General features: G+C 61.8%; 18 protein-coding genes and 1 pseudogene. 8 read left to right on the top strand and 11 right to left on the bottom strand.

The window, feature by feature from the left end; genetic code table 11:
• Positions 1-127 precede the first annotated feature (127 nt).
• The 5 genes from pyrR to ACSQ20_RS04425 all read right to left on the bottom strand — a co-directional run bounded on the left by pyrR (position 128) and on the right by ACSQ20_RS04425 (position 3,502).
• Complete coding sequence (gene pyrR, locus ACSQ20_RS04445) at positions 128-640, bottom strand: bifunctional pyr operon transcriptional regulator/uracil phosphoribosyltransferase PyrR (protein ID WP_436017814.1); 513 nt, start codon at positions 638-640, stop codon at positions 128-130.
• Positions 627-1,061, bottom strand: coding sequence for a Holliday junction resolvase RuvX (gene ruvX / locus ACSQ20_RS04440; RefSeq protein WP_436017812.1), 435 nt, complete (start codon positions 1,059-1,061; stop codon positions 627-629). Before ruvX ends, pyrR begins: the two co-directional genes overlap by 14 nt.
• Positions 1,058-1,636, bottom strand: coding sequence for a YqgE/AlgH family protein (locus tag ACSQ20_RS04435; RefSeq protein WP_436017810.1), 579 nt, complete (start codon positions 1,634-1,636; stop codon positions 1,058-1,060). The genes ruvX and ACSQ20_RS04435 overlap by 4 nt, the downstream gene beginning before the upstream one ends.
• Before the next feature lie 228 nt (positions 1,637-1,864).
• A complete protein-coding gene (locus ACSQ20_RS04430; protein ID WP_436017808.1) occupies positions 1,865-3,232 on the bottom strand; it encodes a hypothetical protein in 1,368 nt (455 codons plus the stop codon).
• Positions 3,233-3,331: 99 nt separating this feature from the next.
• On the bottom strand, positions 3,332-3,502 hold the full coding sequence (locus ACSQ20_RS04425; RefSeq protein ID WP_436017806.1) for a rubredoxin: 171 nt from the start codon (positions 3,500-3,502) through the stop codon (positions 3,332-3,334).
• 190 nt (positions 3,503-3,692) lie between these two features.
• On the opposite strand from ACSQ20_RS04425, the gene ACSQ20_RS04420 reads away from it, so the two are divergent.
• Positions 3,693-4,565: a hydroxymethylpyrimidine/phosphomethylpyrimidine kinase gene (locus ACSQ20_RS04420; protein ID WP_436017804.1), complete on the top strand. Its 873-nt coding sequence runs from the start codon at positions 3,693-3,695 to the stop codon at positions 4,563-4,565.
• 148 nt (positions 4,566-4,713) lie between these two features.
• On the opposite strand, the gene groL is transcribed toward ACSQ20_RS04420, so the two are convergent.
• The 3 genes from groL to ACSQ20_RS04405 form a co-directional block, all read right to left on the bottom strand.
• Positions 4,714-6,357, bottom strand: a complete 1,644-nt coding sequence (groL, locus tag ACSQ20_RS04415; RefSeq protein WP_436017802.1) for a chaperonin GroEL — start codon at positions 6,355-6,357, stop codon at positions 4,714-4,716.
• Positions 6,358-6,401: 44 nt separating this feature from the next.
• A complete protein-coding gene (gene groES / locus ACSQ20_RS04410) occupies positions 6,402-6,692 on the bottom strand; it encodes a co-chaperone GroES (protein WP_436017801.1) in 291 nt (96 codons plus the stop codon).
• A 227-nt stretch (positions 6,693-6,919) separates the two neighbouring features.
• A complete protein-coding gene (locus tag ACSQ20_RS04405) occupies positions 6,920-7,156 on the bottom strand; it encodes a hypothetical protein (RefSeq protein ID WP_436017799.1) in 237 nt (78 codons plus the stop codon).
• 117 nt (positions 7,157-7,273) lie between these two features.
• Between ACSQ20_RS04405 and ACSQ20_RS04400 the strand changes: the two genes are divergently transcribed.
• The 3 genes from ACSQ20_RS04400 to ACSQ20_RS04390 are packed head-to-tail and all read left to right on the top strand — an operon-like array spanning position 7,274 to position 8,402.
• Positions 7,274-7,852: a tlde1 domain-containing protein gene (locus tag ACSQ20_RS04400; protein WP_436017797.1), complete on the top strand. Its 579-nt coding sequence runs from the start codon at positions 7,274-7,276 to the stop codon at positions 7,850-7,852.
• Entirely contained in the window at positions 7,849-8,130 is a 282-nt protein-coding gene (locus tag ACSQ20_RS04395; RefSeq protein ID WP_436017795.1) for a hypothetical protein, read from the top strand. The genes ACSQ20_RS04400 and ACSQ20_RS04395 overlap by 4 nt, the downstream gene beginning before the upstream one ends.
• Positions 8,100-8,402 carry a hypothetical protein gene (locus ACSQ20_RS04390; protein WP_436017793.1) on the top strand — a complete coding sequence of 101 codons (303 nt, stop codon included), beginning with the start codon at positions 8,100-8,102 and terminating at the stop codon, positions 8,400-8,402. Before ACSQ20_RS04395 ends, ACSQ20_RS04390 begins: the two co-directional genes overlap by 31 nt.
• A gap of 19 nt (positions 8,403-8,421) precedes the next feature.
• Here ACSQ20_RS04390 and ACSQ20_RS04385 read toward each other — a convergent pair.
• Together ACSQ20_RS04385 and ACSQ20_RS04380 are read right to left on the bottom strand one after the other, a co-directional pair.
• A pseudogene (locus ACSQ20_RS04385) lies at positions 8,422-8,683 on the bottom strand (hypothetical protein).
• Positions 8,684-8,693: 10 nt separating this feature from the next.
• Positions 8,694-8,918 carry an antitoxin gene (locus tag ACSQ20_RS04380; protein WP_436022913.1) on the bottom strand — a complete coding sequence of 75 codons (225 nt, stop codon included), beginning with the start codon at positions 8,916-8,918 and terminating at the stop codon, positions 8,694-8,696.
• Between the two features lie 324 nt (positions 8,919-9,242).
• Between ACSQ20_RS04380 and ACSQ20_RS04375 the strand changes: the two genes are divergently transcribed.
• From ACSQ20_RS04375 to ACSQ20_RS04365, 3 genes are all read left to right on the top strand, one after another.
• Positions 9,243-10,547 (top strand): hypothetical protein, encoded by a 1,305-nt coding sequence (locus ACSQ20_RS04375; RefSeq protein ID WP_436017791.1) that lies wholly within the window; start codon positions 9,243-9,245, stop codon positions 10,545-10,547.
• A 95-nt stretch (positions 10,548-10,642) separates the two neighbouring features.
• Positions 10,643-11,773, top strand: coding sequence for a lactonase family protein (locus ACSQ20_RS04370; protein ID WP_436017789.1), 1,131 nt, complete (start codon positions 10,643-10,645; stop codon positions 11,771-11,773).
• 173 nt (positions 11,774-11,946) lie between these two features.
• Positions 11,947-12,693 carry a FadR/GntR family transcriptional regulator gene (locus ACSQ20_RS04365; protein WP_436017787.1) on the top strand — a complete coding sequence of 249 codons (747 nt, stop codon included), beginning with the start codon at positions 11,947-11,949 and terminating at the stop codon, positions 12,691-12,693.
• Between the two features lie 14 nt (positions 12,694-12,707).
• Here the strand turns inward: ACSQ20_RS04365 and ACSQ20_RS04360 are convergent, their stop codons facing one another.
• Positions 12,708-14,264 (bottom strand): methyl-accepting chemotaxis protein, encoded by a 1,557-nt coding sequence (locus tag ACSQ20_RS04360; RefSeq protein ID WP_436017785.1) that lies wholly within the window; start codon positions 14,262-14,264, stop codon positions 12,708-12,710.
• 323 nt (positions 14,265-14,587) lie between these two features.
• Here ACSQ20_RS04360 and ACSQ20_RS04355 point away from each other — a divergent pair, with 323 nt between their 5' ends.
• Entirely contained in the window at positions 14,588-15,784 is a 1,197-nt protein-coding gene (locus ACSQ20_RS04355; protein WP_436017783.1) for a porin, read from the top strand.
• Positions 15,785-15,791: the final 7 nt, after the last annotated feature.

Genomic DNA, 15,791 nt, shown 5'->3' with positions numbered 1-15,791 from the left:
CGGCGCGCGGCGGTCGGTTGTCGGCGGTCCGCGGTCGGCTCCGCACCTGTCTCGAAAATGTTGCGCTATTCATCGCATCCAAGTTGGTCAGTACCGCTGAACAATTCGATCGTCAGGTATGCGCCGATCAGTCGCTGCGCGGCTCGGTGCGGAATGTGAAGCGCTCACCTTCACGCGTCAGCACAAGCGTTGCGTCGTCGGCCACCTCGACGTGCCCGCCGATAAATCGTGCGGCAATCGGCAATTCGCGCCCACCGCGCTCGGCCAACACGGCAAGCTCGACCGCAGCGGGCCGGCCGAAATCGTAAAGCTCGTTGATCGCCGCGCGCACCGTGCGCCCTGTGTAAAGGACATCGTCGACGAGCACGATGCGCCGGGCGTTGACGTCGAACGGCAACGACGTCGGGCTGGCTTGGCTGTGCAAGCCCTTTTTCGCGTAGTCGTCGCGATGAAGCGCCACATTGACGACGCCGAAGCTGCCGGCACCCAGATCGAGCGCGAGCCGCTCGGCAAGCCATGCGCCACCGCTATGGATGCCAGCGAGCGCGGGCGCGTCGGGCGTGCCGAACTGGCTGCCGTAAGCGTCACGAATTTGCGCGAGCAAGACGCGATAAAACGCCTCGGCGTCAATGCAACTCATCGGAAAGTCCGTCCAGATATTGTTGAAGAATGATGCGGGCCGCCTCGGCATCGAGCATCGCGGCGGGGATACCGGCCGCGCGCATGTCGGCTTCGGCATCGACAGAACTGTAGCGTTCGTCGACCCAGTTGACCGGCAGATTGAAACGCCCGTTCAACTGATTGCCAAAACGCTTGGCGAGCCGCGTCATGTCGTGCGGTGTGCCGTCCGGGTGCAACGGCAGGCCGACGACAAGCGCGTCCGGCCTCCATTCGCCGATCAGTTTGCCGACGGCCTCGAAGCGATAGTCGCGATTGCGATTGGGAACAACGAGCAGCGCGCGTGCTTGCCGTGTAAGTGAGTTGCCGATTGCGACGCCGATGCGCTTTTCGCCGTAGTCGAAGGCAAGCAGCGTCGTCTCTCGCCCGATGGGCAGGTTCATGCGTGTCCCGCGTCGCCGGAAAGCATCGACGGCGATACGCCAAGCAACCCAAGCGCCGCCTCGAACCGCTCTTCGGCGGGCACATCGAACACGATGCGCGGATCGGCTTCCACGGTCAGCCAGCCGTTCTTCGAAATTTCTTCTTCGAGCTGGCCGGCACCCCAGCCGGCATGGCCGAGCGTCAGCAAAAAGCGCTCGGGGCCCTTGCCGCTTGCGACGGCCTCGAGGACGTCTTTCGACGTCGTCATTTCGAGACCGCCCTCCACCGCCATCGACGATGTGTATGAACTGCCTTCGACCGGGTCATGCAGCACGAAGCCGCGCTCGGTTTGCACCGGACCGCCGAAGTACACGGGGATATGCAAAAGCGGCTCGATTGCGAGCTTCAGATCTATGCGGCTGAACAGCGATTCGAGGTCGATATCGGTCGGCCGGTTGATGACGAGGCCGAGCGCACCACGTTCGCTGTGATCGCAAAGATAGACCACCGTCCCGGAGAACGTGGGATCGGCCATGTTCGGCATGGCGATCAAGAACTGGTTGGTCAGGTTGATGCGATCGTTACTCTTGGACATGGTTCGAATTCTAGCAAAGACAATGCGGAATCGCCCCCTGACTTCGCGGCGCTGGACACAACGGCGCACACCGAAATGTGCCGCACGCCGCGCCGCCGCTGGGCGACATGCCATATTTACCGCACACTCTATCACGCTCGCCGGCCGCATCGGTCGAGCGTATGGCGATGCGCACGCGCTGTACCGAAACAATCGAAGATACCCAACGAGGGAGAACGCGTGCGCGGATCAAGAAACACGGTAGGTGGGCGCCGGCCCCGCGCGCTCGATGGCTTGCGTCAGCGCACTCAGCGCACCGGCCGACTCGGGCGGTGCGACGCCGGCCGCCACGCGCAACAGCATCGCGCGCAGCGCTTCGGCACCGGCTTCGACCGCAGCGGGCGCAGGCGCGCGGCTCGGCATGTCAGCGCTCCACGCGTGCGCACTGAGCCGCCAAGCCAACCCAAGCGCATCGGCCAACGCGGCCACGTGCCCAAGGCCAAGCGCACATCCGGCCGCGCCAAGCCGATACGCCGCATCCGACGCACGCATCGCACCCGCGGCGTCGGCTGTGGCATCGGCCGCGCGGGCGCCGGTCTCGCTCGCCAGCGTCGTCATGGACGCATCCGCCGTCTGCAAAAAGTCCTCATAGGCATGGACGTTCAGGGCAAGTACCCCGAGTTCGCGTACCTGAGCCGCATCTCGAACGGCCGTTTGCTCGGCGCGTGCCGCACCGGCCTCCCAAAGCGCCTCGGAATCCTGCGTGGCCGCAACATGCCAGTCGACCGTCAACCCGTAGTCGTTCAAAAGCGCGACTTCCTCGACGTCCTCAGCCGCCGCGCCGTAAAGCGCGTAGTCGCGCCAGAGCAGCGCCAGCACGGCACGCACGAACGAGCGTGGTGCGAACGTCAGGCCGCGCACCTGCTCCGCGAGCAGCAGGTTGCAACGCGCATAAAACCGCTTCACCTCTGCCGCCCCCGACGCGGCACGCCCCGCCACGCGCAGCGCTCGCGCGCAACCCGCGGCCAACCGCCAAACGTCATACGGATCGTCTCCCGCGAGTTGGGCGATATAGCCGTCCAGTTCATCGAGTGCGCCCGCTGCGGGGACTTGCCCGCGCAGCCCGCCGAGCAGCGCACCCTCGTAGCAGGCGCGCAAGCGCGCCAACTGCGTGGGCGCAAGTGCTCGCAGCGTGGCCGGCGCAATCGGCCGCCCGACGAGCGCGAACTCTTCATAGGTAACGCCGCTTGCCCCGGTATGCACGGCGAGATGCACATTGAGGCCGCGATAGTGCTCGAACAACACCGGCGAACAAGCAAGCTCGCGTAGATTGCGCCGCATGAGCGCCGCACGAAAATCATCGAGCGCGGCGCGGAATGCGGGCATCAGTTCACCATCGGCAAAAGGCGAAGCCAACACGAGGGTATCGACGTAGCGCTGCGCCGGCGACCATCCTGCCTGGCCGAGCGCCTTCGCCGCGCGCAGCAGGGCAGAGCCGGGCGCCGCATGCGAATCAACCGCCTGCCGTGCTTCGTCGAGCCCACTTTCGGCCGCGCGAACGGCCCCTCCGCGAGGGTTCGGCAAGGCTTCGAAGTTCGACGTGAGGAAAGAGCTCATGAGAAAGGCGCGTGACCCGCGCAACACCGCAACATTCGACACCCGACACGCGTAATGAAACGAGCGGCTTGCCGCAGACCACTCGCGCCGACGATCAGATCAGATCTGGACCATCTCGAAGTCTTCCTTGCGCGCTCCGCACTCGGGGCACGTCCAGTTGAGCGGGACATCTTCCCACCGCGTGCCGGGCGCGATCCCCTCTTCCGGCAAACCGGCCTCTTCGTCGTAGATCCAGCCACAAATGAGGCACATCCAGCTTTTGTATTCCATTCTTATGCCGCGCGAAAGGTCCGTTAATCAAAGAGCCATGATGGTACCGTTTTTGAGGCTGCACTGGCTATGCCTTTGCCGTTTGCACGCAGATGGTGCCATCAGATGAAATAAAGCCGCATAATTGAGCCGACCGCGCTTTGCGCCCCCGCTCACCGCCATTTGGACTTCCGTTCCCAGCTTCATTGCCATGCCAAGCGCCGTTCCCACTATCCCTATCGTCCTCACCTTCGGCCTTTCGGACCCAACCGGCGGCTTCGGCATTCAAGCCGATCTGCTCACGCTTGCCAGCATGGGCTGCCACTGCGTCTCCGTGCTCACCGGCTACACGGTGCGCGACTCGGCGAGTTGCGATGAAGTCACAGGGCTCGACCCCGATGTCGTGGCCACGCAGGCGCGCATGCTGCTCGAAGATATGCCGATCGCCGCTTTCAAGATCGGCGCGGCCACGCGCGCCGAAGTGGTTAGCGCGATTGCCGAGGTGGTATCCGACTATGACGACATTCCGCTGATCCTCGCACCCGATTTCACACTCGACGATGAGCATGTGCTGGCTGCCGACGAACTGCGCGAATCGATTGCCGACCTGCTCGCGCCGCAAACGACGGTGCTCGTCGCCGATCACGCCACACTCGCCGCACTGGCCCAGCCCGATGGCGACGCTGAGTCGCCGAGCCTCGATGCCGCAACGGCTCATTTGCTGTCGCAGGGCACCGAATACATTCTGTCGATGCAAACCGGCGCGCATCGGCTCGTCAACACGCTGTTTAGCGAAGAAGGCCAGTTGCGGCAAGACCTCTGGGATCGCCCTGCTCATCGCTTGATGGGTATGACCGATACGCTCGGCGCCGCAATTGCCGCCCTGCTCGCCAACGGAATGGAGCCTGCCGAAGCTGCCCGCGCGGCGCAGGAATATCTGTATCAAGCCGCGCGCCACGCTTTCCGCCCCGGCATGGGCGCCTACTTGCCCGACCGGTTTTTCTGGGCGCGCGACGAGGACGGCGAAGTGTTTCGAGCAAAGCACGTGCCGAACCTGCCGCGCAACCGGCTGCCGCCTGCCTGAGCCGGGAGCAATCGCGCGGGCCCCCGTCAACGATCGGCGGCCCACGGTATGGACGAAAAAAAACCGCATCACATAGGTGACGCGGTTTTTTTTCGAGGGAACGCGCCGTAAGGCGCGCCCCTCCATGCACGTTCGACCTAAGCCGAAATTACATGTCCATGCCCATGCCGCCCATACCGCCGGGCATGCCGCCACCAGGCATCGGTCCATCCTTCTTCGGCAACTCGGCAATGGCGGCGTCCGTCGTCAGCAGAAGACCTGCAACCGAAGCGGCGTTTTGCAGCGCCGTGCGCGTCACCTTCGTCGGATCGACCACACCGGCTTCGACCAGATCGCCGTACTCGTCCGTGGCAGCGTTGTAGCCGAAGTTGCCCTTGCCAGCAGCAACGGCAGCCACGACGACGCTCGGTTCTCCGCCACCGTTTTGGACGATTTGACGCAGCGGCTCTTCCATCGCGCGCAGGACGATCTTGATGCCGGCGTCCTGGTCGGGGTTCGCACCCTTGACCGTGGCGATGGCAGCACGCGCACGGATCAGTGCAACGCCGCCGCCCGGCACGATGCCTTCTTCAACGGCTGCGCGCGTAGCGTGCAGCGCGTCTTCGACACGCGCCTTCTTTTCCTTCATTTCGACTTCGGTGGCAGCACCGACCTTGATCACCGCCACGCCGCCAGCCAGCTTCGCCACACGCTCTTGCAGCTTTTCGCGATCGTAGTCCGACGTTGCTTCTTCGATTTGCGTGCGGATTTGCTTCACACGCGCCTCGATGTTGGCGCTCACGCCTGCACCGTCGATGATCGTCGTGTTTTCCTTGGCCACTTCGATACGCTTGGCTTGGCCGAGCTCTTCCAGCGTCGCCTTCTCGAGCGTAAGACCCGTTTCCTCGGCGATCACTTGGCCGCCCGTCAGGATCGCGATGTCTTCGAGCATCGCCTTGCGACGGTCACCGAAGCCAGGCGCCTTGACCGCAACGGTCTTCAGGATGCCGCGGATGTTGTTCACGACCAGCGTGGCGAGCGCTTCGCCTTCGACGTCTTCCGCGATGATCAGCAGCGGACGGCCGGCCTTCGCGACTTGCTCGAGCACCGGCAGCAGATCACGGATGTTCGAAACCTTCTTGTCGTGCAGCAGCACGAACGGGTTCTCGAGCACGGCGACTTGCTTGTCGGGGTTGTTGATGAAGTACGGCGACAGGTAGCCGCGGTCGAACTGCATGCCTTCCACGACTTCGAGTTCGTCGGCGAGCGACTTGCCGTCTTCAACCGTGATGACGCCTTCCTTGCCGACTTTGTCCATGGCTTCGGCGATGCGGTCACCGATCGACGCGTCGCTGTTAGCCGAAATCGAGCCGACTTGGGCGATTTCCTTGGTCGTCGTGCAGGGCTTGCTGATCTTGCGCAGCTCTTCGACTACTGCGAGCACGGCTTTGTCGATGCCGCGCTTGAGGTCCATCGGGGCCATGCCCGATGCGACGTATCTCATACCTTCGCGAACGATGGACTGAGCGAGGACCGTAGCCGTCGTCGTGCCGTCACCGGCGTTGTCGCTGGTCCTGGAAGCCACTTCCTTGACCATTTGCGCGCCCATGTTCAGGAGCTTGTCGTCAAGTTCGATTTCCTTGGCGACCGACACGCCATCTTTCGTGACCGTCGGGCCGCCGAAGCTGCGTTCGAGCACGACGTTGCGGCCCTTCGGACCCAGCGTGACCTTCACTGCGTTGGCAAGAATGTTCACGCCTTCAACCATCTTGGCACGTGCGCTGTCGCCGAATACGACCTCTTTAGCTGCCATCTTCTAACTCCTTGAAATCTCTGTGGAATACGAACCGGGGATGGTTACTTTTGAACAACCGCCATGATGTCTTCTTCGCGCATCACGAGCAGTTCGTTACCATCGACCTTGACGGTCTGACCGGCGTATTTGCCGAACAGAACGCGGTCCCCGACTTTGACGTCGAGCGCCATTTGGTCACCCTTGTCGCTGCGCTTGCCCGGCCCGATCGCGAGTACCTCGCCTTGATCCGGCTTCTCGGCCGCGGCTTCGGGGATGACGATGCCCGAGGCGGTCTTGGTTTCCTGATCCAAACGCTTCACGATGACGCGATCGTGCAAAGGACGAAGGTTCATACACACTCCTCTCTTGATTGAGACTGTTGAGACTGAAGAACGCTTTTGCTTTAGGCTGCCCGGCAGCCCGGACGGAATTTGTTAGCACTCACCTGCAGCGAGTGCTAATTATATGGGCGGGTAGCGACGAATTCAAGAAGGGACGGGACAGGAAATGTAAGTATGCGGATGGCTTACCTCGGCAGCGGCCAAAGCGCACCCGGGTATACCTGTAGCACGCGCTAGCGTCACCCCTTACGTCGCAGGAAGTACACATACGCGGCAATGACCAGAACGCCAACGGCATCAACCCCGGCCAGCACCGGTAGCGGGTTGGACCATTTGTCCATGTTGGTCGTGCGGCCATAGTACGGCGGCCCATCGCCAAACGCCTCGGTGAGGTTGACGGCATTGAACGCGACGATCAACACCACGAGCAGCAGCAAGGCCACACCAAAGGCTATACGTACCGATCGATTCTTCATGATGTTGGTACGCGTACTCGAGTTCGATTCAATAGCATCCCTGGGGCGATCGGACCTTCATTGCTTTCGCGCTGTCGAGTAGTCGAAACAGCCCGAGCGCGGGGGCGGATCCAGCAGGTGCAGACTGCCAGCCATCAGGTGAAAACGATTACTTTGTTTCGTCGGACGGATGTTTACTGCAGAATTGGGGCCTCCCTGCCAGTCGGCCTACGCCATGCCAGCAACCTGCATTTTTACGTTGAACCGACAACGACTGTCCAGCCTGCTCTGCCCAGGCTTAGGCGCCATTCCAGCTTTTTCCGGGTACGGGCGTTTCGTCAACGACCCAAATTCGACCGCGGTACCCGACGACGGCCCCCTTCCGAAGGGACGTACTACATTGTCGCTCGTCCGAACGGCGGAAAACATCAGGCGCTCGTCGAGACACTCGAAGACATCGCAAACGGGACACACCGCGCCCAATGGTTCGCGCTATTTCACGAAGGTTCACCGCCAACCGACTTTATGACCATCAACGGTATCCGCCGCGGAAGGTTCCGGCTACATCCGGTGGGATACTGGGGGCGAAGCGAGGGATGCATCACCCTGCCTCACCCATCGCAATTCGACACGCTTCGTAAATGGCTGACAGCGCACCCGCCGGAAAATATCCCTGGCACGCAGATCCCTTCTTACGGCAAGGTCATCGTCCGATGAAACGCAAATTGGTGCTTGTCGGCGGCGGCCTGCTACTCACGTTGCCGGTCTATCTCGCTCTAGCGAATTTCCAGCCGCTCGAAAATCTGTTCCTCTATCACGACGCATGGAAAGCGTTTACTCCGCTGTTCATGCTAGGCAACGCAATCGGGATACATGACGACGGAGCGATAGTGGAAACGACGATGTTCATCGTGAGCTTCGTTCTTGCACTCGCCATCGTCGCGTTGCTCGACAAAGGCATCGCATGCACAAGACGACAACGAACCGAGATGTAGTCCGCAAAGCGTTGTCGTCAGGGCTTTTGACCGTCGTGATCGGCTTCGTGCTTGCGTGGTACGCCGCTAACCTTCCCTACGAATTTGCGCCGCTGCCAGCTTCCATTGCGTTCGTCATGCGCGAATTCAATATCGATACGGTGGCGAACGCCGACGATATCGAGACGATCGGATTGCTCGTCATCATCACGCTGTCTCTGATCGTCGCCGCCCTGCTGGTCTGGCTGGCAAATTCGATGGTTCGTCGCTGGCAACTCCGGCACCATTCCTAACGCAGGCGCCGACGATGGCCTAGCCGTTCAACCAATTCTCCAATTTCAGGCCGGGATAAGTGACGAAGGCGCACTCGTTGTTCGTAACGAGCACCAAGCGCAGCTAAATTGCGGCTCTCCGCGCCCGGCGCGGGCTGACGCTTACGTCCTATTCAAGTTCGGCATACGTGATTGCAGACATCACCACATCGCCTACGTAACACTGCGCGAAGCGCTTCGCAATTTGTTCCGGCTGATACCAGATAGAAGCACATGTTGGCATCGAGCATGAAGCGAGGCATCAAAGTACCTCTACTCACTTTGTTCCTGCTCGCCGCGGCCTTCGTCCATGAACTCCGGCCCGAATTTGGCGAACTTTTTCAGCACGCCCGATAACGCACGGCGTGCGGGGCGGATGCGGATCTCATCGCCAATGCGCTCGATTTCGACCTCAACGTCGCTGCGAGCGTAGGCCAGCTCGGCCGGAATGCGCACGGCTTGAAAGTTGCCGTGCTTGAACGCTTTCGTGGTGTGCATGGCGATCTCAAGTTCGGATGTACGGAGGATGTGCTTTAAGCGATTTTCAACGCAATGTAAATCCACGTATGTACGCCGATCAACGTGCATCGCCATAGCGGCAATTTGGCGTTCGATATCCAGAAATATCCGGCGATAGCGCATAACGCGTTAATAACATACGCGATACAGCGTTTCCCACAATCCGCGGCGTAAGAACCGACCACCGCAAATCTTCGGCCCCTTGGCCGGCCCTTCGCTTGCGCAAGGGCTTGATTCGGTTTCGCCCCCAACAATCTCACCGAGCGCCCCCTACTCCCCCTTAGTTAAACTAGGCTCATCTCCATGTCGACACCTGCTATCGGGGGCTCTGACAGCACCCCGCACTCGCCGCGCGTGGAAAACGTCGATGCTCCCGCCGCAGCTCGGCCCTCCCCGCAAGCCGCCGCTCCTGGAATACTTGGCGGCCTTCAAAGCAGCCCGCATCGTGCCACCCAACCCGCATCGCCGGCCTGGCGCAGCAAGGCCGGCACCGCCAGGCAACTGTCCTCCGAGCAACAGCTCTGGCGACTGATGATGCACACCGGCAATGCTGGCCGGCTGCCGCTTGGCCAGCGGGCAGCGGCGTTCAATGACTGTCTCGGTGAAATCTTGCAATTGCCCGCAGAACAGCAACCACCGTTGATGGCGCAACTTACGGCTCAAATCGGCGAACTACCGCAAGTCAAACGGGCAGCGGCATTCACTGACATCGCCAACGCAATCGACACACTGCATCGCGACGAACGAGCCGAAGCGTTGACAGCTCTCGCCAGCCAGGTCCGCTCACTGCCAGATGTCAAGCGATCGGAGGCTTTCTGCCGCGTGTGCAGTGCGGTAGCGCTGCTCACCGACGAGCAACGGACCGCTCCGCTAGTGGCGCTTACCCAACAAATCGGCTCCCTGCCGCAAGCCGAATGTTCGACTGCGTTTAATGCCATTGCGCAATTGCCTGTCGGCGACGGCGCTCATCTAGAGGCGCTAGCCACTCAGCTCAACAAACTACCGACAGCCGAACGACCGGCGGCATTCGATGCGATGGTGCAACTGCCCGTTGAGAACCGGGCAGCGTATCTCAAAGTACTTGCCTCCGCGGTTATCAGACTGTCGCAAGCGAAGCGGCCAGCGGCGTTCATCAGGATCGCTGATGCGATCGAAAACTTGCGCCCCGAAGACCGAGTCGCGCCATTGAGGGAACTGACGGTCCGGGTCCGCTCGCTACCGAAACATGTACGATCGGCGGCCTTTGGCCGGGTGATCAGTATGACAACGCCGTTGTCGACAAAAGACCGAACGATCACGTTCTCGAGGTTGGCCGACCAGATCTCCTACCTGCCACTCGCCGAGCAGTCCGACGGCTTCGATGCGATTGCACAACAGCCTCTCGAGGAAGTCGCCTATCTGGTGGACGATCTTGCCAGAACGATCCCGTATCTGCCGGCAGCCGTATGGCCGGCGGCTTTCCGGCGCTTGGTCGATGCAGCAAATCTGCTGCTATCCGCCGAAGACCGGGCCCAGTCAGCGTGGTCGCTTCGCGCGGCGATTCGGAGGCTGCCAAAAGCGGAGTGGGAAGCTGCCGACAACATCTGCAAAGCGCTCGATCGACGATGACCTCTAATGGCGCGTCCGCACCGTCGTTTCCCCTGATAGTCATCAGTTGTAGGATGACGTACCTTGCGACGCAATACTAATAGTAAGGAGAAAACATGCCCGCACGCCTTTCATCGCGCCAATACGCCGGCGCGAAATCGAAAGCCTCCCGCATTGGACGGAACGCGCTCGCTGTCATCTTTGCGGTGCTCGCCGTCAACGCGGCCCACGCAAGCCGCACGTACGTCTACATTTCGAATGCGGACAGCCAGGACGTCTCGGCTTACCAGGTCAACGAACGAAACGGCGAGCTGACACCGATTCAAACGCTGGCCGTCAATGGCACCGCGATGCCGATGGCCCGCTCGCAGAACCGCCATCACCTCTACGTCGGGCTGCGCTCGAAGCCGTACCGTGTGGTGACGCTCTTCACGAACCCGCTCGACGGACATCTGACGCAGATCGGCTCCGCACCGCTGCCTGACAGCATGGCCTACATTTCGACAGACGCGACAGGACGCTACCTCTTCGGCGCGTCCTATGGCGGCAACATGTTGTCGGTGAGCCGCATCGACGCGGCAGGCTTCCCGCAAGCAGCCCATCAAACCATTCCCACCGGCCCAATGGCTCACGCGATTCGCACCTCGCCCGATAACCGCTACGCGGTCGCATCGGTACTGGGCGCCGACGCCTGGCTGCGGCTCAAGCTCGATAGCGACGCCGGCACGCTCACGCCGGATGCCGAGCCAGCCTATACGTTGCCGCACGGCTCCGGCCCGCGCCACTTCGTCTTCTCGGGCAACGGGCGCTTCGTCTATTTGATCGACGAACTCGACGGCAAACTGCACGTCCTCTCGTTCGACAAAAAAACGGATACGGCCAAGCCGATTCAAACGATCTCGATTCTGCCGCCCGATTTCGGCGACGGAAAACCGTGGGGCGCCGATGTGCATCTCACCCCGAACGGCAAGTTCCTCTATGTCACCGAGCGCACCTCCAGCACGCTAGGTGGCTACCGGGTCGATCGGCACTCAGGCAAGCTCGTACGCATCGGCACCTGGGAAACGGAGAAGCAACCGCGCGGTTTCGGCATCGATCCGGCCGGCCAGTACCTGTTTGCCGCCGGCCAAGTCTCCAATCACGTGAGCTCGTATCGCATCGATCCGAAAACAGGCGCGCTCACCGCCAAAGGTCGCTATGAAACCGGCAAGAATCCTAACTGGGTCGAAACCGCGGTTTTCGAGTAACCGCTAACGTCGAATCTGGCCGAGTCCCCGGCCGCACGGCATACCGCTGGTGCGCCGCCTGGCTCGGCTCGGCTATATGTCGGTCATCAGACGACCGACGCCGCTGCTGGCTATAATTGGTAGCGTTCGCTTTACGAAAGCTCTACGAAACGCTGTTCCCACGAGGTACATCGATGTCCGCGCCGCCTTCCACCTCCGTGCCACCCAGGCGCGCCCGCAATCTCGCCGAATTTGTCGTCAGCCGCTTGACGGAGCAAATCGAATCGAGCGCGCTAAAACCCGGCGACAAGCTGCCGACCGAATCTCAGTTAATGGAAACCATGAGCGTGAGCCGCACGGTCATCCGCGAGGCGATCTCGCGGCTGCAAGCGGCGAAGGTCATCGAGACGCGGCACGGCATCGGCAGCTTCGTGCTGGAGGCCAGCGCGAAACCGTTCGGGCTGGAAGTGGTGCCGGGTACGACGCTGCGCGATGTGCTGTCGATTCTCGAACTGCGTATTTCGCTCGAGACCGAATGCGCGGGGCTCGCAGCCCAGCGCGCCCAATCTGACGACCTCGCGCGCATCCGGGCCGCGCTGGACACCCTTGCCGCCATCCGCGCGGATAACCCCGACAGCGTCGAAGCGGACCTCGAGTTCCATATCTCGGTGGCGCGGGCGACCGGCAATCGCTATTTCGTCGATATCCTGACGCAGCTCGGCACCGCATTGATTCCGCGCGAACGGCTCGATTCGGCCAGCATCGCGCGCGAAGACCCGAATGCCTACCTGTCGCTCGTCAATCGCGAACATGAAAGCATCTTCGATGCGATCGCCCGTCGCGACGCGGAAAGTGCGCGCGCAGCCATGCGCATGCACCTGTCAAATAGTCGCGAACGATTGCGCCGCGCCAATAAGGAAGCCATGGCGGCGCACGACTGACTTCAAACCCGGATTCAGGCTGATTTGAGGCGGAAGGCGGCCACCGCGCGTGCGGTCGCCTGAGCCTGTTGTTCGAGCGCGCTGGCCGCGGCAGCCGATTCTTCCACGAGCGCCGCGTTTTGCTGGGTGACTTGATCCATCTGGCTCACGGCGTCGCCAATCTGGCCAATGCCGATGTTCTGCTCGGCCGTGGCCGACGTGATCTCGCCCATGATGGCCGCCACTTCGCGCACAGCCGTCACGAGTTCGCTCATCGTCTGCCCCGCCTCGATCACAAGCGTATTGCCGCTTTTCACATCTTCGACCGACGCACCGATCAACGTCTTGATCTCGTGAGCCGCGGCTGCGCTGCGCTGCGCGAGCGAACGCACCTCGGATGCAACAACCGCAAACCCGCGCCCGGCCTCGCCCGCGCGCGCCGACTCGACGGCCGCGTTCAATGCGAGGATGTTGGTCTGGAATGCAATGCTGTCGATCATGCCTGTGATATCGGCGATCTTTTGCGAGCTGGCGGACACGGCGCTCATCGTCTGAACCGCACGCTCGACAACCTGCCCGCCGCGCGCGGCCACCTGCGCTGCGCTCGTCGCGAGATCGCTCGCCTGTTCGGCGTTTTCGGCGTTGCGCTTGACGGTGGCGGTGAGCTCCTCCATGTTCGTCGCGGTGTTCTGCAGCGAGGCCGATTGCTGTTCGGTCCGGCTCGACAAGTCGATGTTGCCGGCGGCAATCTCGCGCGCGGCGGTATGGATGGCGTCGCAGTTAGTGCGCACTTCGGAGACGGTCTGCCACAGCCCCTGGCGCATCCGCCGCATGGCTTCGAACAATTGCCCGATCTCGTTCGTTCCCGCAGCCGGCACTTCCACGGTCAGGTCGTTCGCGGCGATCCGGTCGAGCACGCTGGACGCCTGCTGCAACGGGCCGATCACAATACGGCGCAGCGCGAAGTGGGTGGCAACGACAAGCGTAAGCGCAAACGACAGGCCAACGGCGACGAGCGCCACGACCCATCCGTATTCCTGCTCGGCCTGAGCCGATGAGGCCTTCGCCAACGTGCCCGCGAGTGTCTGGAATTTTTCGACGGCAGCCGAATAAGCGATGCCGGCAGCGGTGATGTCGCGATCGTTGATTTCGACGTAGGCGGCGGTGTTGTCGTTGCGCAACGCCTGAAACGCCAATGTCAGTTGCGCGGCGAGGCGGTCGGCGGCGTCGAGCAGCTGTTGTTTTAACGCGTCATCCTGCCCGTCGAAATGGCCGGATTGCCGAAAGGCATCGGTCTCCCGCGCGGCGCGGTCGATCGTGGTTTGGGCGCTCTTCAATGCGGCATCGCACGTGGTTTTGTCGTCGCGCTCCTTGAGCGCCGCGTAGGCTCGCGTCAGCGCGGAGCGGGTGCGCGTGGTGTCTTTATAGCCGTCGTTGATCAGAATGACCTGCCGCGCAATCTCGCTTTGTCGTTGCGCGCTGACGTTCGAACGCTCCAGCGCGAGCACGCCCAGGACGCCGCCAAACACCATCATCGCAGCGAAAACGGCCAGCACTGCGAGCAGGCTGCGTCGCACGGTCCAATTGCGCATTACTTACCCCCGGGTATCGCGGCGCTCGCCAGTACGTAGCCGTCGGCGTGCGCTTCATATTCGTAATTGATATTTGTATTGGTTTTGGCGCAAGCCCGCTGAAAAACCCTGCCGATTCACGAGGCCAAACGCGCCGCGCACATCATACGTCGTCTTACAAGTAGCAACCAGCAAGTTTACACTTGGTAGTTTCCCTAGTATCTGGCCCCTACGCGGCCAACTGACAATTTCATAGGCATCCCGAGTTGTACGATGACATATGAGCGGCGTCCGTCGGACGTCGACCGCACGAAAGCAGCACTCAGCACATGCATGGAGATCGAATGAAGAAGAAGGCAATCGCCACGATGGTGGCCGCATTGGCGACGGGTCTGGTCGCTACCGCCGCTCAGGCACAAAGCAGCGTGACGCTCTACGGTATCGTCGATACCGGCCTCCAGTGGCAAAACAACTCGACCAGCGTCGGTTCGACTACGGGCGGCAAGTCGCTCGTGCGCATGGGCCAAGGCGTGTGGGCGGGCAGCCGCTTCGGCCTTAAGGGCAGCGAAGATCTCGGCGGCGGCACCAAGACCATCTTCACGTTGGAACAAGGCTTCAACAGCGCGACGGGTGCATCGTCGACGGCTGGCCTCGAGTTCCACCGCCAGGCGTTTGTTGGCCTGACGAACAGCTCGTACGGTACGCTGACGGCCGGCCGCCAGTACACGCCTTACTACACGCTGCTTTCGCCGTGGAGCCCGACGACGTGGCTGACCGGCGCATACGGCGCGCATCCGGGCGATATCGACTCGCTGGACACGAACTACCGCACGAATAACCAGTTCGTGTACACGTCGCCGAGCATCTATGGCTTCACGTTCAGCGGCGGTTATGCGTTTGGCGGCGTAGCAGGCAGCGTGGCAGCCGATTCGGTGTGGAGCGTGGCAGCGCAATACAAGAATGGCCCGTTCGGCATTGGCGTAGGCTTCCAGAAGATCAAGAACTCGGCCACGTCCACTGCGGCGTGGAATTCGGCTGCGAGCAACAACGGCGCCGAGCAAGCCGTTTCGTCGATCAACAACGGCTACAAGACGGCGACGGGTCAGCAGCGCATTGGTGTGACGGCCGGCTATCAGTTCACGCCGGCATTGGACATCTCGATGTCGTACACGAACGTCCAGTACATCCCGGGTGCGGGCTCGACCTTCCACAACGAAGCAATCTTCAACACGGCTGGCGCCGTGCTGCACTGGAAGGCCACGTCGGTGCTCGACCTCGCAGCCGGCTACAGCTACACGGCCGCTTCGAAGTCGAATGGCATCACGAGCGCGGCGAAGTATCAACAGTTCAACCTGTCGCAGTACTACTCGCTCTCCAAGCGTACCGGCTTGTACGCGCTTGAGGCCTATCAGCACGCATCGGGCAAGACGCTCAACGGGGCGAGCATCGTCAATGCAACCGCCCAGATCGGCGATGGCATCAACCCGTCGAGCAATCAAAACTCGGTTGCAGTCGGCGCAGGTATCATCCACCGCTTCTAAGCAACAA

The sequence above is a fragment of the Trinickia sp. LjRoot230 genome (assembly GCF_964253315.1).
Taxonomy (GTDB): domain Bacteria; phylum Pseudomonadota; class Gammaproteobacteria; order Burkholderiales; family Burkholderiaceae; genus Trinickia.
This window is presented reverse-complemented; position numbering and strand designations above follow the sequence as displayed.

Coding starts and splice junctions, on each gene's coding strand:
- ruvX (WP_436017812.1), bottom strand. CDS start 1,061: ATGAACCTGCCCATCGGGCGAGAGACGACGCTGCTTGCCTTCGACTAC.
- pyrR (WP_436017814.1), bottom strand. CDS start 640: ATGAGTTGCATTGACGCCGAGGCGTTTTATCGCGTCTTGCTCGCGCAA.
- ACSQ20_RS04420 (WP_436017804.1), top strand. CDS start 3,693: ATGCCAAGCGCCGTTCCCACTATCCCTATCGTCCTCACCTTCGGCCTT.
- ACSQ20_RS04405 (WP_436017799.1), bottom strand. CDS start 7,156: ATGAAGAATCGATCGGTACGTATAGCCTTTGGTGTGGCCTTGCTGCTG.
- groL (WP_436017802.1), bottom strand. CDS start 6,357: ATGGCAGCTAAAGAGGTCGTATTCGGCGACAGCGCACGTGCCAAGATG.
- ACSQ20_RS04390 (WP_436017793.1), top strand. CDS start 8,100: ATGCACAAGACGACAACGAACCGAGATGTAGTCCGCAAAGCGTTGTCG.
- ACSQ20_RS04380 (WP_436022913.1), bottom strand. CDS start 8,918: ATGCACACCACGAAAGCGTTCAAGCACGGCAACTTTCAAGCCGTGCGC.
- ACSQ20_RS04425 (WP_436017806.1), bottom strand. CDS start 3,502: ATGGAATACAAAAGCTGGATGTGCCTCATTTGTGGCTGGATCTACGAC.
- ACSQ20_RS04360 (WP_436017785.1), bottom strand. CDS start 14,264: ATGCGCAATTGGACCGTGCGACGCAGCCTGCTCGCAGTGCTGGCCGTT.
- groES (WP_436017801.1), bottom strand. CDS start 6,692: ATGAACCTTCGTCCTTTGCACGATCGCGTCATCGTGAAGCGTTTGGAT.
- ACSQ20_RS04365 (WP_436017787.1), top strand. CDS start 11,947: ATGTCCGCGCCGCCTTCCACCTCCGTGCCACCCAGGCGCGCCCGCAAT.
- ACSQ20_RS04370 (WP_436017789.1), top strand. CDS start 10,643: ATGCCCGCACGCCTTTCATCGCGCCAATACGCCGGCGCGAAATCGAAA.
- ACSQ20_RS04375 (WP_436017791.1), top strand. CDS start 9,243: ATGTCGACACCTGCTATCGGGGGCTCTGACAGCACCCCGCACTCGCCG.
- ACSQ20_RS04435 (WP_436017810.1), bottom strand. CDS start 1,636: ATGTCCAAGAGTAACGATCGCATCAACCTGACCAACCAGTTCTTGATC.
- ACSQ20_RS04355 (WP_436017783.1), top strand. CDS start 14,588: ATGAAGAAGAAGGCAATCGCCACGATGGTGGCCGCATTGGCGACGGGT.
- ACSQ20_RS04430 (WP_436017808.1), bottom strand. CDS start 3,232: ATGAGCTCTTTCCTCACGTCGAACTTCGAAGCCTTGCCGAACCCTCGC.
- ACSQ20_RS04395 (WP_436017795.1), top strand. CDS start 7,849: ATGAAACGCAAATTGGTGCTTGTCGGCGGCGGCCTGCTACTCACGTTG.